Genomic DNA, 13,688 nt, shown 5'->3' on the forward strand with positions numbered 1-13,688 from the left:
ACGGCCTGACGAATTTGCAACCGTCGTGCGAGTTCGTTGAGCAGCCTCTAATCGAACTGTAACAGGCGCTGCAGATATTCCTTTTCCATCTGCGGCGTCAGCGCGTTGCCGAGCTTGCGGCGGATTTCATCCAGAATTTCACGCGCGCGCTGAATGTCGATTTCGCCGGGAATTTTGGTGCCGTTGCCATCATCGGCTCCCATGCCCTGCTGGCGTCCGAGCGGATCGCGGCCACGAGAACCATTCGCGCCCTGACCCTGCTGGCCGTCCTGCCCCATCGCCTGCTGCATCTTCTGCATCATGTCGCGACCGGCACGGCGCAGGGCGTCCAGAGCGCTGCCCTGATTGTCGTTGGCCTCCGCGCCTTCATTGCGTCCTAGCGCTTCGGCGGCATTGCCCATGGATTTTCCGGCATCGCTGAAATCCTTGCCGGGTTCAATGCCCATGCCTTTCAGGTCTTCCGTCAGCTTTTGCAGTTCCTGCTGCAATTGCTGCTGCTGCTGTTGCAGCTTGCGCATGGCCTCTGCGGTCTTCTCATCCGTCTGGCCGCCTTGCTGCGAACCGCCGCCCCTGGAGCCGTCATCGCCGGGGAACAGGCCTTCCATGTCCTCACCTTCGCCCTCTTCACCGGCACTCGGATTGCCGTCGAACTGGCGCTGCTGCTGCTGGTCGAGATTGAAGGTCTCGTTCATCATCTGTTGCTGGCGGCGCATCAGATCACCAAGCTTGTTCATCTGCTGCTGCATCTGCCCTTGCTGGCCCTGCTGTCCCTGACCCTGCTGGCCGGGTTGTGTCTGACCCATTTGCAGATTGTTCATCAGGTCCTGCAATTGCGACAGAAGCTGTTCGGCCTGATCGCGCGATCCCTGACGGGCCAGATTTTCGATCTGGTCCATCATGCGCTGTAAATCCCGTTCCGTCAGCATCTGCGCATTGGGATCCGGCGCTGACTGGCGCGCATTCGGGTTCTGCTGCTGGCGCTGGGCGAATTCGCGCAGGAAATCCTGCATCGCCTTGCGCAATTCGGCGGTGAGCTTCTCGATCTCTTCCTGCGAGGCACCGTTTTGCAGCGCATTTTTCAGTGCTTCCTGCGCCTGACGCAGACGCTTTTCGGCTGCCGAAAGATTGCCATCCTCAATACCGAGCGCCACCTGCCACATATAATCGGCAGTATCGCGTAGGGCGTCGTCGCTTCTCGCCATGTGAAGCTTGGTGCGGATGGTGACGAGGCCCAGATAATGCGCGGCGTTCTTGATCGTTTCTTCCGGGCGCAGCATCAGCGCCGACAGCATGTCCAGCACATGATCGCGCTGGTTGGCGTCAAGCGCCAGAATACGGCGCTGTTCGGCAATAGCGCGCGCCAGCGGGTTGCTGAAAGGCCGTTCGGGAAGCGTTATCACTTTGGTTTCGCTGCGCCCAACCTGGCCCGCCGCGTCGGTAACGACGAGGGTTAGCGCTATCTTCTGGCCTGCCCACGGATGTTCGGTCAGGTCTTTCGATGTGGTGGTTTCCTTCACGCCGCGGCGCGGCAATGCGAGCGGCAGCTCCGGTGCCTCGTAAAGCGGGGAGGCCTCTTCGTCTTCATCGATTTCCAGCGGCACGATCTCGGCAAAGGCTCTGGCCGGCACATAGTCGTCATCGATTTCATAGGTCAGTTGCAGCGTGCCGTTGAGCGCGTGACCGGGTTCCTTGGTAAAGCGGATCGTCGGCGGCGTGTCTGGCGTCACCGCAAATTTCCAGCGCGCATCGGTGCCGGAAAGGGTCACGGTTTCGTCTTCGCGTAAATCGTAGCGGAAGTTGCGGCTTCCATCGACAGCGCTTTCTTCCGGCGTCTGTACCGGCCTCAGTCCTTGCGCTTGCGTCTGCTCTTCCTTCGGGGCGACGGGCTGGACTTCCCGTTGCTCGCCTTCTGCATTGGTTGCGGTGAGGCGTTCCGAGCTGCCGCCGATGACGCGGACCGAAAGCACACTGCCCTCGGGAACTGTGATCGCTTCGGCATTGCGGCTGTTTTCAGCGCTGGCCGTCAGGAAGACCGGCGCGCGGCCTGTATAGCGCGGCGGCGTCACCCAGGCATCGACACGGGCAAGGGCGGCACCGTTGCCGGGGCGAATGTGGAAGGCGTCGGCAATGCGCCCGCTGCCAGCGCTGGACGTGTAGGCGAGCGCTGTGACGAAAAGCAGCGCCACGACGGCGCGCAGGCCATAAGGATCGCGTTCCGGCAGGCGCGGTCGCGGCAGGCCGGATTGCAGGTTTTTGAGCCGTTCGGCCATACGCTTCTGATGTTCGCGCCACAGAGCCTGCGAAAACGGATCGTGGGTGCCGCTGGCCATATGGCCGGATTGCACGGCCAGCGGTTCGTGCACGAGGCCGTTGACCGCCTCGATGCGCGCCGTGACATCGTCTTCGGTCGGCGGTTGGAAGCGGGAGGGGAGATAGAGCGCAACCAGCCCTGCCAGCGCAAATATCGTCAGCACGGCGATATGCAGCCAGCGCGGCATCATACCGAAGAGGCCAAACCAGCTGATACTTGCGAAAAGCGCAACCAACAGAATCAGTGGCAGGACCAGAGGCCACAGGCGTTCAAACCCGACGGACAGGAAGGTGCGCAGACGCAGGCGGCGCAACAGCGCGCCATCGCCTGAAAACAGGCGCAAAAAGGCATCCCGCATCAGCTGCGGCTTATCCTTCTTGTCTTGGCCTTGATCCGTCATCCGGGCTTTCTGCTCTGTCTGCCAGCGTGCAATCAAATGACAGGATAACATGCATCATGGCAAAGGCGAGGCTTTGCCATGATTAATTGGGCCACGATTAATTGGCCCGATAGCTTACAGCCAGTCCGGAATGGAATCGAGCGCAAGCAGCTCTTCGTAAGTGTGGCGCGGGCGAACGACATGATAGCGGTCGCCATCGACCAGAACTTCCGGCACCAGAAGGCGGCTATTATAGGTGCTCGACAGCACCGCGCCGTAAGCGCCAGCGGTGCTCACCGCGATCAGATCGCCGGGCGCAGGCTTGGTCGTCTCGCGGTCGAGGCCGAGATAATCGCCCGTTTCGCAGACGGGCCCCACGAAATCGGCGCGGATGCGCGGCGCGTCATCCTTCGCAAGCCTGACCGGGCGGATATCGTGGAATGCTTCATAAAGCGTCGGGCGGATGAGATCGTTCATAGCGGCATCGACGATGATAAAACTCTTCGCATCGCCTTCCTTGACGAAAATCACTTCTGTCACCAGCAGACCGGCATTGCCGACGATCAGGCGGCCCGGCTCGAAAACGGTCTTGAGGCCGAGCGGCTTGATGTGCTTGGCGACAATCTCCGCATAGGCCACCGGTAGCGGCGGCGGGTTGTTGTCGGTGCGATAGGGAATGCCGAGACCGCCGCCAACATCGACATGGCGGATGTTGTGGCCATCGGCCTGCAATTCCTTCACCAGCTGCGCCATCAGCGCAAAGGCATTGTCGAAGGGTTCAAGATCAATGATCTGGCTGCCGATATGCATATCGATGCCAACCACGTCGATGCCCGGCAGGCTGGCCGCACGGGCATAGGCCTCGCGCGCCTTGACGCGCGGAATGCCGAACTTGTTTTCAGATTTGCCGGTCGAGATCTTGGCGTGGGTCTTGGCGTCGACATCCGGGTTGATACGCAGCGATACCGAGGCAACCTTGCCCGCCTTGACAGCGCGGGCCGAGAGAATTTCCAGCTCCGGTTCGGATTCGACATTGAAGCAATAGATACCGACCTCAAGCGCGAAATCCATTTCGCGCGGGGTCTTGCCGACGCCGGAAAAGACGATTTTGCTGGCAGGGATGCCTGCGGCGAGCGCACGGCGTATTTCGCCTTCCGACACCGTATCGGCACCGGCGCCGAGCTTTGCGAGCGTCTTCAACACGGCCAGATTGGAATTGGCCTTCAGCGCATAGGCGATCAGCGGTTCCATATCGGCGAAAGCTTCGCTGAACACGCGGAAATGGCGCTCGATCGTGGCGCGGGAATAGACGTAGAAAGGCGTGCCGACCGCCTTGGCGATTTCAGGCAGGCTGACATTTTCGGCGTGCAGCACACCGTCGCGATATTCAAAATGATTCACGGAAGATAGTCCTTGGGAACTAGAGCAGCTTATCAAGAATGAAAGGCTTGTCTTCCTTGGGTTTCGGCTTGGTGTGGCCCTGATCATCGGTGATCAGCGATGACGGCGGCGGTTCCAGCGGGCCTTTACGTCCACAGGCGGCAAGCGTGGCTGCGAGTGCGGCGATCATAAGCACGGTCGAAATGGCGGAGCGGCCTGTCATCAGCTTTGGTTCCTGAATCAAAATCTTGGTTGGGCTAGCTGTAACGCAAAATTCTCAAGAGTGAAATCACCCGTTGGCCGGATGATTTCACATGACTTTATCTTGAACGGCGATCAGGCCTTCAGGATGCGCTTTTTCCAGTACCGGATCTGGCGGCGCACTTCCTGCGGGGCCGTGCCGCCAAAGGACTGGCGGCTCTTGACCGATTTCTCGACCGTGAGATAGCCGAAGATCGCATCGGTGATGCCGGGATGGATCGATTGCAGCTCTTCCAGCGAGAGCTTGGCGAGGTCAACCTTGCGGCTTTCCGCCAGAGCAACCGCGCGACCGGTGACGTGGTGCGCTTCGCGGAAGGGCAGTCCCAGTTCCCGCACCAGCCAGTCGGCCAGATCGGTTGCCGTGGAATAGCCCGAACCGGCGGCTTTCTTCATGGAAGCGACATTGATCGTCAGGTCGCGCACCATGCCCGCCATGGCGGCAATGGCGAGTTCCAGATTTTCGGCAGCGTCAAAAACCTGTTCCTTGTCTTCCTGCATGTCCTTGGAATAGGCGAGCGGCAGACCCTTCATGATGGTCAAAAGGGCGACCAGCGAACCGTTGATACGGCCAGTCTTGGCGCGAACCAGTTCGGCGGCATCCGGGTTCTTCTTTTGCGGCATGATCGACGAGCCGGTGGAGAAGGCATCGGACAGGCGCACGAAGTTGAACTGCGGCGTGGACCAGATGACGATTTCTTCGGCAAGGCGCGACATATGACCGGCGCAGATGGCTGCAAGCGACAGGAATTCCAGCGCATAGTCGCGGTCGGAAACGCTGTCGAGCGAGTTGCGGGTCGGTTCGCGGAAGCCGAGCGTCGTGGCCGTCATATGACGGTCGATCGGAAAGCCGGTGCCAGCGAGGGCTGCGGCACCCAGCGGGGATTCATCCATGCGCTCGATAGCGTCGCGCACGCGGGACAGATCGCGTCCGAACATTTCCACATAGGCCATGCAATGATGGCCGAAAGTGACGGGCTGCGCGGTCTGGAGATGGGTGAAGCCCGGCATCACGGTCGCCGCGTGTTCTTCGGCGCGTTCCAGAAAAGCTTCGATCAGGTTCTTCAGGGCGGCGGCGGTCTTTTCCAGTTCCTGCTTGACCCAGAGGCGGAAATCGACGGCCACCTGATCGTTGCGCGAGCGGGCGGTGTGGAGGCGACCTGCCGAGGGGCCGATCAGATCGGCCAGCCGCGCCTCGATATTCATGTGAATGTCTTCGAGCTTGCGCGAGAAGGTGAATTTGCCGTCCTCGATCTCCTTGAGGATGGTTTTCAGGCCCTGCTCGATCTGTTTGTGATCGTCTGCCGTAATGATGCCCGTCTTTGCGAGCATGGCTGCATGCGCGAGCGAGCCCTGAATATCTTGCGCATAGAGCTTGCGGTCGAAGCCGATGGATGCATTGATCTCTTCCATGATCGCATCGGGTCCTGAGGCAAAACGGCCGCCCCACATCTGATTGCTTGATTTTTGTTCGCTCATGCTCATATGCCCCGAGTGACGATTTGGCCGGATATTAGAAAGAAGTGACGCGACATGGCAGAAGACAACGAAAAGGCGAAATCGGGAAATCGCAAGATCGTCCTTCTTGCAGCCCTTGCCGGTGTCATTGCCGGTATCGGGGCGGTATACGTGATGGAGCGCCCCTCTGGCAATGTGGTAGCCGCTAATGTTTCGTCTGAAAATGACGAAGCGTCCGCCCAATGCGCCTTAAAAGCGGATTCGCTAAAGGCGCTCGACGCGGCTGCAACCGGCGGCGTGGCCGCCATGCGCCCGGCGGAAAAGCCGATTTCCGTGGCGCATCTTGCCTTCACGGGCCCCGACGGCAAGCAGATGACGCTTGGCGATTACAAGGGCAAGACGCTTCTCGTTAATCTCTGGGCAACATGGTGTGCGCCATGCCGCGAGGAAATGCCAGCCCTCGACAAATTGCAGGCCGAAAAGGGCGGCAAGGATTTCGATGTCGTGGCGATCAATATCGACACGGGGTCCGACGATAAGCCCAAGGGCTTTCTGAACGAGATCGGGATCAAGAACCTCACGCTGCACCGGGATGCGACCATGGCGAGTTTCAACGAACTGAAGCGAAAGAACCTCGCTTTCGGCCTGCCGGTTACGCTTCTGGTCGATAAGGATGGCTGCCAGATCGCATCGATGAACGGGCCCGCCCCATGGGAAGGGCCGGACGCCATGAAACTGATCGAAGCGGCGCAAAAACTTTAATCCTCGACAACGGCGCGAATTGGTGGCTTCCTCCTTTTCGAAGGAGACATCGCATGAGCCTCGACGTCTGGCTTGCATTCACCGCCGCATCCATCGTGCTTCTGATCATTCCGGGGCCGACGGTTCTGCTCGTCGTGTCTTATGCGCTGGGGCAGGGATGGAAGACGGCTTTTCCGATGGCGGTGGGCGTGGCGCTGGGCGATTTCACGGCCATGACGCTCTCCATGCTGGGGGTCGGGGCACTGCTCGCGGCTTCCGCAACCGTGTTCACGGCGGTTAAATGGATCGGCGCTGCCTATCTCGTCTGGCTCGGCATCAAGCTGTTCCGGGCCGGAGGCACGATGAATGCCAAGGCCCGGCATGACAAGGTGCATCCGGTTAGGATGCTGGTTCATGCCTGGCTGGTGACGGCGCTCAACCCGAAAAGCATCACTTTCTTCGTGGCGTTTCTGCCGCAGTTCCTCAGCCCGCATCGGGATTTTCTGACCCAGATGCTGGTCTTTGAAAGCACATTTCTGGTGCTCGCCTTCCTCAATGCCTTCGCCTATGCGCTGACGGCGGCACGGGCGCGGCGCTTCTTTGCCAGCGAGCGGGCCCTGCGGATTTTCAATCGCGCAGGCGGCACCTTGCTGATCGGCGCTGGTGTTGCGACTGCAACGATCAGGTCAAGCTGATGTAAAACCGGCGCGCTTTAACCGCACAATGGCGAGATCGAGCGCCGACAGAAACGCCGACCGGTCCTTCGGCGCAAATGGCGCGGGACCACCGGTGATTTCTCCGGCAGAGCGTAGCGAATCCATCAGATTGCGTGTAGCGAGCGTGTTGCCGATGGTGCTTTGCGTATGAACGCGTCCATTGGGGGCGATGACCGATGCGCCTTTTTCGAGCGAACGGCTGGCCAGCGGAATATCGGCGGTGATGACGATTGCGCCCGGCTGCGCATTTTCGGCGATCCAGTCGTCGGCGGCGTCGAGCTTGTCCGATACGACAACCCGCTCCACCCGTTCGGCATCGCGCGGGATCGCCACGAAACTGTTGGCGACCAGCACCACAGGCAGGCCATGCCGCTCGGCGACACGGTAGATTTCAGCCTTCACCGGGCAGGCATCGGCGTCAACGAGAATGCGGATCGTATTGGTTTCAGTGGTCATCCGTTCTCCATAAAACGACGCCTGCCTTTTGGCAAATTGAACGCTGCAATCAGATTTATGCGATAGGTGTTTCTGGCGAAGCGGTATAAGGCGAGCGCAAATAAGAGAGTTTGCCATGGCCGCGCGCTTCTTCCCCATTATGTTCGTCCTGCTCTGGGCCACCGGCTTCATCGGGGCCGGGCTGTCCATGCCCTATGCGGAACCGTTCACCTTCATGGCGGTGCGGTTTTCCATTGCGGCGGTCATCATGACGCTGTGGGCGCTGGCGAGCCGGGCGGTGTGGCCGAAGGGCGCCACACTGGTTCATGCGGCTATCGCCGGTTGTTTGATCCATGGTGCCTATCTTTCAGCACTTTTCTGGGCGGTTCATCACGGCCTGCCTGCTGGCATGTCGGGTCTGGTCGCGGGGCTGCAACCCATGCTCACCACGCTGATTGCGGCAATGCTTATGGGCGAAAGGGCAAGCGGACGCCAATGGACGGGCCTGCTGATCGGCTTTCTCGGTGTGGCGATGGTCGTCTGGCCGAAGTTTTCGGCGGGCAGCGGCGTCGATCCCAAGAGCCTTGCGGCGGCCTTTTTCGCCGTGCTTGCCATCAGCACCGGCACGGTCTGGCAGAAGCGTTTCGGCACGACCAGTGATCTGAAAACCGGTACGGCAGTTCAGTATATCGCTGCTGCCGTCCTGACGGCGCTCTGTGCTTTCAGCTTTGAAACCCGCGTGATTATCTGGTCGCCACAGCTCATTTTTGCGCTGGTCTGGCTGACGCTGGCGATTTCCATCGGCGCCATTCTGGCGCTTCTGGTGATGATCCGCGAAGGCGCGATGTCGAAAGTCGCCTCGTTGTTCTATCTCGTGCCGGGCACGGCGGCGATCATGGCCTATCTGATTTTCGGCGAGACGCTCGGTCCGCTCCAGATTGCCGGCATGGTTGTCACGACCTTGGGCGTTGCCCTGACGACCATGAAGCGCTGACTATTCCAAGACCAGATCTGGTTGCTGCTCGCGTTTGCGGAAATTCATGATCGCGGCGTTGATTTCAGCGCCGATGATGAAAATAGCCGACAGCATGTAGAGAAAAACGATTGCCACCATGATCGAGGCAAGGCCCGCATAGGTGGTGACATAAGTGGCAAAAGTTTCGAGATATTTTGCAAAGGCGGTCGCGGCCGCCAGCCAGGCGACAAGTGTGATGAGAATGCCGGGCAGGATATCGCCGAGACTGCGGCGTCCGGCAGGCAGCCAGATATGCACCATGAACAGCGCCAGCACCAGAACGGCCACGGCGACGCTATAGCGCCAGAAGGCGATGGTGCCGGTGAAAGGCGCGATGTCGGGAAACCATTGCTCGGCAATGCGCACGGCGAGTGGGGCCAGAACCAAGAGGAAGCTGATCGCCATCAGGCTGAGCGTGCCCACCAGAACGAAGCCGAGGCTTTGCAAGCGGCAAAAGATGATTGAGCGCTGGTCGGTGACGCGATAGGCGCGGTTAAGCGCGATGCGCAGCGCCTCTACGCCGTTGGAGGCAAAATAGGCAGCGGCGATCACGCTGAGGGTCAGAAGTCCGCTGCGCTGCACGGTCAGAACGTTGGTCACTTCATTGGCGATGGGGGCCGCGATATTCGATGGCCACATGTCGAAAATGACGTGGACAGCCGTTTCAGCAAATTCCTTGGTGCCGAGAAAACTCGCCAGCGAGGTTGCGAAGATCAGGAAGGGAAACAGTGCCATGAGGCCCGATAGGGCGATGTGACTTGCAAAGGCCCAGCCGTCGTCCGAACTGAAATGGCCCAGCACATCATAGGTAATCTGACGGAGAAAACGTCTGATTTTTCGCATCCGCAGATTTTACCCTTTTCGCCGCCAGCATTGAGTTTCAATGCCTTAAATCTAGCATCACCTGACAGATTGCAAGGGTAGCGCCGTTTTAAAGGCCATGCGAATCAAGCACTGTAGAGGAAACGCGGCGGCAGGATGGGACGAAATGGTTGAGGAACGCGCAAATCGCAGCATCATCATAACCGGCTGTTCTTCTGGCATCGGCGCTCATTGCGCGGAAGCTCTGCACCGTCGTGGATGGCAGGTTTTTGCCACCGCTCGCAAGGAGCAGGACATTGCCGCCCTGCAAGTCAAGGGGATGACTGCCTATTATCTCGATTATGCGGAGCCGGATTCCATTGCCGCCCTTGCCGACGAAGTGCTGCGCAAGACCGATGGCAGGCTGGATGCACTGTTCAACAACGGTGCCTATGCCCAGCCGGGCGCGGTCGAGGATTTGCCGGTGGAAGCACTTCGCGCACAGTTCGAAGCCAATTTCTTCGGCTGGCATGATCTGACGCGGCGGGTGGTGCCGGTCATGCGCGCGCAGGGGCATGGGCGCATCGTCCATTGCTCATCGATCCTGGGGTTGGTGCCCATGAAATGGCGTGGGGCCTATGTCGCGTCCAAATTCGCCATTGAAGGATTGATGCTGGCACAGCGCATGGAGCTTGAAGGTTCCGGGGTGGAGGTTTCGCTGATCGAGCCGGGGCCGATTGCGTCGCAATTCACCTATAATGCCGCCCGGCACGCGCAAGCCAATATCGATATGGAAGCCTCCGTGCATCGCGAGCTTTATCAGCGCCAGATGGCCAAGCTCACCAGCGGCGGCACCAAATCGAAGAACAAGCTTGGACCGGAAGCCGTCTATGATGTACTGCTTCACGCATTGGAGGCGCCGCGTCCGAATCCGCATTATGCGGTGACGAGACCGGCGAAACTGGGAATTCTGGCGCGCCGCCTGATGCCGTCGCGCTGGCTTTACCGGATGCTGTCCGATCAGTCTTGAAGTATTTCCAGCAAAAGTGCGAAGCGGTTTTGCGTCTGAAAATTCAATAGACTGCGGATGATGGGAAGGGAACAAGATGGACGTTGTGTTCAAAGGCGCAGCCATGGTGGCCATGCTCGCCGTTGCGATTGTGTTGATCATCGGCCTGCGCAATATGATGCGTGGTGGCGACGCCAATTTTTCCAACAAGATGATGCAATTGCGCGTCTTCCTGCAATTCATCGCAATCGTTCTGATCGTGGGCGCAATCTATTTCGCACGGTACACGGGCGGACAGTAAGGCATGGTCAAGCTCAACAAGATTTATACGCGCACCGGCGATGACGGCACCACCGGTCTTGCCAGCGGTCCGCGACGGCTCAAATCCGATCTGCGGGTGGAAGCCTATGGCACGGTGGACGAAGCCAATGCCTGTATCGGCATGGCGCGAATTCATACCGGCGAATATGCAGAAATCGACGCGATGCTGTCGCGTATCCAGAACGATCTTTTCGATCTCGGCGCCGATCTTTCGACGCCCGATGACGGCAAGCCGCTGGCCTATGAACCGCTGCGTATCGTTGCGTCGCAGGTCGCCCGCGTCGAAGCCGATATCGATAATCTCAACGCCCATCTTCAGCCATTGCGCTCGTTCATTTTGCCGGGTGGTTCGGCGGCGTCGGCTGCACTGCATCTTGCGCGCACCGTTTCGCGCCGCGCCGAGCGACTGATGGTGGCGCTGGCGAAAATCGAGGGCGAGGTGGTGTCGCCGGAGGCGCTGCAATATATCAACCGCCTCTCGGATTTTCTCTTCGTCGCCTCCCGCGCCGTCAACGATAACGGCGCGAAAGACGTGCTCTGGGTGCCGGGCGCAAATCGCTAAGTTTTTATTTTCGCACATCTTTTCCGATAACCGCTTCACACTTTTCGGGATGTGCTCAGACGCCTCGCTTGTTGCCCCAGATCAGCACATGCAGTTGGGGCAGCACATGCGCCTCGAACCAGCGGTCAGCAATCACCTTTTCCACCAGCCATTCCATGCGGCGCATAATGCCGTCGATGTCGATCAATGCATCGTCCGTTTCTGGCGGTGGCGGCGTGTGATTGCCGGGCTGCAGATAGACCGGCAGATGCGGATAAAGCGCCGAGACGTGTTTTGCGAAAGCATAATCGGCATCGTCGAAGATCACGAATTTCAGCACCGTTCGGGGCTTTGGCCCCGCCGCTTCGACACAGGCTGCCAGTGCGTCGGGATCGAATGCCATCGCGCTGGAAGGCGGTTTCGGGCTCAATACCAGCGTGTCCAGCCCGGAAAACCAGTCTTTTGCGACGGACCCCTGCGTTTCCAGTGCAAAGCGATAGGCCTCCTTCTTGCCATGGGCGATGAGCGGGCCAAGCGGCTGTATGGCCGGATTGCCGCCCGAAAGTGACACTGTTAAGGGTCGATTTCCCGAAAGTGCCGTCACTTCATGCCAGATGGCCTCGACGCCCATCGGCTTCCACTCATGGCGAAAGCGGCTTTCGACCGCGTGCAGGCTGTCGCACCATGCGCAGCGGTAGTCGCAGCCGCCCGTTCGCACGAAGACAGTCGGCTCGCCGATCAGCACGCCTTCGCCTTGAATGGTTGGGCCGAAAATCTCGCTGATGCGGATTTCGGAGACCGGTTTCATGGTTTTGTACCGGGGCGATATTCCGCCCATGTTTTTGGCGTTTCGCTCACCCGCACGGCGGATATTTCCGGCCAGCGCGCATGGCACCAGTCGAAAAAGTGCTTTGCCAGTGTTTCGGCTGTTGTCTGGCCATGGCCCAGCACGTCATTGAGATGCCGATGATCGAAAGCGTCATCGATATAACGCTTAAACGGCGCCAGTTCATGATAATCGCGCACGAAGCCATGGCCGTCGAGATCAGGAGCGGAAAGCTCGACCTCTACAATGTAGTTGTGGCCGTGCAGGCGTGCGCATTGGTGATCGGCAGGAAGTCCGGTCAATTGATGCGAGGCGGAGAAGTGAAACTCCTTGGTGATGCGAAACATCAGGCGTTCCTCCGCGCAACGGCTTCACGCCAGAAATCGGCATCCTCATAGACGGTCGGGTCTTTGACGCCCGCAAGGTGAAAGGCTTCGCGGCGCTCGACACAGGTTCCGCAGCGGCCGCAATGGTTCTCGCCGCCTTTGTAGCAGGACCATGTCGCCTCGAAAGGCGTGTCGTGCCTCGCCCCATCGGTGACGATATCGGCCTTGGATGCGTTCACATAAGGCGCGAGTAATTTGATATCGGCATAGCCTTCCAGCGCATGGTTCTGCATGGTCTGGAACGCATTGATGAAGCCGGGGCGGCAGTCGGGATAGATGAAATGATCGCCGCCATGGACGGCAAGCGCCACCGCTTCGGCCTTTTGCGCAGCCGCCACGCCAAAGGCAATCGCCAGCATGATGGCGTTGCGATTGGGGACGACGGTGATCTTCATCGTCTCCTCGGCATAGTGGCCGTCTGGCACATCGACATTGTCCGTCAGCGCCGAGCCGGTCAGGCTGGCGCCGATGGTGCGGATATCGATGATCTGGTGCGGAACGCTCAGCCGTTCGGCGCAGGCTTTGGCCGAATCGAGTTCCTTTTTATGACGTTGGCCATAATTGAAAGAGAGAAGGGCAGTGAGGTCATGTTCCGCCGCGATTCTATGCGCAAGCGAAACGGAGTCGAGTCCGCCGGAGCAGACGACAAGCGTTTTCATAGTCAGGGTTCCTTGTTTTGACCGGGTAGGCTGCGACCGGTTAGTGCGGGTGTGTCGTAAAGCAGGAAGCCGCCTTTGTAAACGCCACGGATGAGGGAGCAGAAGGCCTCTCAGGGGATGTCGCAATCTGAGAATGAAGTTCTGCCAGAATAAATGGATATTAATCGATATAGATCGCCGAGGCTGATTGACGTGCACGTCAAGCGTCTTTAGGTTTCCCGCCGGTTTCTAATAGGAAGTGCCGTGACAGGACGGTTTGTCACCGTGCTTCCTACGGAGCCGCTTTCACGTCGCATTCCCGTCGGAATCTGGCATGCAGGCGGTGGTTCATGGCGGCATAGTCTGCCGCAAGATTCATGGAAGAGGTGATCGCGGATGAAAGTCCTTGTCGCAGTAAAACGGGTTGTCGATTACAACGTAAAGATCCGTGTGAAGGGAGACGGTTCGGGCGT

15 protein-coding genes and 1 pseudogene are annotated in these 13,688 nt (G+C 59.2%); 7 read left to right on the plus strand and 9 right to left on the minus strand.

The window, feature by feature from the left end; all coding sequences use genetic code 11:
* Positions 1-47: 47 nt before the first annotated feature.
* The 4 genes from FIC94_RS19770 to argH all read right to left on the minus strand — a co-directional run bounded on the left by FIC94_RS19770 (position 48) and on the right by argH (position 5,807).
* Positions 48-2,711, minus strand: coding sequence for a TIGR02302 family protein (locus tag FIC94_RS19770; RefSeq protein WP_140026136.1), 2,664 nt, complete (start codon positions 2,709-2,711; stop codon positions 48-50).
* 114 nt (positions 2,712-2,825) lie between these two features.
* Complete coding sequence (gene lysA, locus FIC94_RS19775; protein WP_140026137.1) at positions 2,826-4,091, minus strand: diaminopimelate decarboxylase; 1,266 nt, start codon at positions 4,089-4,091, stop codon at positions 2,826-2,828.
* A 19-nt stretch (positions 4,092-4,110) separates the two neighbouring features.
* On the minus strand, positions 4,111-4,293 hold the full coding sequence (lptM, locus tag FIC94_RS19780; protein WP_078337809.1) for an LPS translocon maturation chaperone LptM: 183 nt from the start codon (positions 4,291-4,293) through the stop codon (positions 4,111-4,113).
* A gap of 113 nt (positions 4,294-4,406) precedes the next feature.
* The gene (gene argH, locus FIC94_RS19785; protein ID WP_140026138.1) at positions 4,407-5,807 is read right to left on the minus strand and encodes an argininosuccinate lyase; all 1,401 of its coding nucleotides are present in this window, start codon (positions 5,805-5,807) and stop codon (positions 4,407-4,409) included.
* Between the two features lie 54 nt (positions 5,808-5,861).
* Between argH and tlpA the strand changes: the two genes are divergently transcribed.
* Together tlpA and FIC94_RS19795 are read left to right on the plus strand one after the other, a co-directional pair.
* Positions 5,862-6,548, plus strand: coding sequence for a thiol:disulfide interchange protein TlpA (tlpA, locus tag FIC94_RS19790; RefSeq protein WP_121536714.1), 687 nt, complete (start codon positions 5,862-5,864; stop codon positions 6,546-6,548).
* Positions 6,549-6,601: 53 nt separating this feature from the next.
* Positions 6,602-7,222 (plus strand): LysE family translocator, encoded by a 621-nt coding sequence (locus FIC94_RS19795; RefSeq protein WP_121536712.1) that lies wholly within the window; start codon positions 6,602-6,604, stop codon positions 7,220-7,222.
* On the opposite strand, the gene FIC94_RS19800 is transcribed toward FIC94_RS19795, so the two are convergent.
* Positions 7,214-7,699 carry a YaiI/YqxD family protein gene (locus FIC94_RS19800; protein ID WP_140026139.1) on the minus strand — a complete coding sequence of 162 codons (486 nt, stop codon included), beginning with the start codon at positions 7,697-7,699 and terminating at the stop codon, positions 7,214-7,216. The two genes, FIC94_RS19795 and FIC94_RS19800, sit on opposite strands and share 9 nt — an antisense overlap.
* 115 nt (positions 7,700-7,814) lie before the next feature.
* Between FIC94_RS19800 and FIC94_RS19805 the strand changes: the two genes are divergently transcribed.
* Positions 7,815-8,672: a DMT family transporter gene (locus FIC94_RS19805; protein WP_140026140.1), complete on the plus strand. Its 858-nt coding sequence runs from the start codon at positions 7,815-7,817 to the stop codon at positions 8,670-8,672.
* Here the strand turns inward: FIC94_RS19805 and FIC94_RS19810 are convergent, their stop codons facing one another.
* Positions 8,673-9,536 (minus strand): YihY/virulence factor BrkB family protein, encoded by an 864-nt coding sequence (locus tag FIC94_RS19810; RefSeq protein WP_109369898.1) that lies wholly within the window; start codon positions 9,534-9,536, stop codon positions 8,673-8,675.
* Positions 9,537-9,681: 145 nt separating this feature from the next.
* Here FIC94_RS19810 and FIC94_RS19815 point away from each other — a divergent pair, with 145 nt between their 5' ends.
* From FIC94_RS19815 to FIC94_RS19825, 3 genes are all read left to right on the plus strand, one after another.
* On the plus strand, positions 9,682-10,524 hold the full coding sequence (locus tag FIC94_RS19815) for an SDR family oxidoreductase (protein WP_140026141.1): 843 nt from the start codon (positions 9,682-9,684) through the stop codon (positions 10,522-10,524).
* Between the two features lie 76 nt (positions 10,525-10,600).
* Positions 10,601-10,804, plus strand: a complete 204-nt coding sequence (locus FIC94_RS19820) for a twin transmembrane helix small protein (protein ID WP_109369896.1) — start codon at positions 10,601-10,603, stop codon at positions 10,802-10,804.
* A gap of 3 nt (positions 10,805-10,807) precedes the next feature.
* Positions 10,808-11,386: a cob(I)yrinic acid a,c-diamide adenosyltransferase gene (locus FIC94_RS19825; protein ID WP_109369895.1), complete on the plus strand. Its 579-nt coding sequence runs from the start codon at positions 10,808-10,810 to the stop codon at positions 11,384-11,386.
* A gap of 55 nt (positions 11,387-11,441) precedes the next feature.
* Here the strand turns inward: FIC94_RS19825 and queE are convergent, their stop codons facing one another.
* Genes queE through queC form a run of 3 tightly spaced genes read right to left on the minus strand, consistent with a single transcriptional unit; the run spans position 11,442 to position 13,236 of the window.
* Positions 11,442-12,173: a 7-carboxy-7-deazaguanine synthase QueE gene (gene queE / locus FIC94_RS19830; protein ID WP_140026142.1), complete on the minus strand. Its 732-nt coding sequence runs from the start codon at positions 12,171-12,173 to the stop codon at positions 11,442-11,444.
* Entirely contained in the window at positions 12,170-12,538 is a 369-nt protein-coding gene (queD, locus tag FIC94_RS19835) for a 6-carboxytetrahydropterin synthase QueD (RefSeq protein WP_121536702.1), read from the minus strand. Before queD ends, queE begins: the two co-directional genes overlap by 4 nt.
* Positions 12,538-13,236: a 7-cyano-7-deazaguanine synthase QueC gene (gene queC, locus FIC94_RS19840; protein WP_140026143.1), complete on the minus strand. Its 699-nt coding sequence runs from the start codon at positions 13,234-13,236 to the stop codon at positions 12,538-12,540. The genes queD and queC overlap by 1 nt, the downstream gene beginning before the upstream one ends.
* A 375-nt stretch (positions 13,237-13,611) precedes the next feature.
* Between queC and FIC94_RS19845 the strand changes: the two are divergent.
* Positions 13,612-13,688 (plus strand): annotated as a pseudogene (locus FIC94_RS19845) (electron transfer flavoprotein subunit beta/FixA family protein); the annotation flags it as partial.

Origin of the sequence: Ochrobactrum teleogrylli, from assembly GCF_006376685.1 — a bacterium.
In the GTDB taxonomy this organism is placed as follows: domain Bacteria; phylum Pseudomonadota; class Alphaproteobacteria; order Rhizobiales; family Rhizobiaceae; genus Brucella; species Brucella teleogrylli.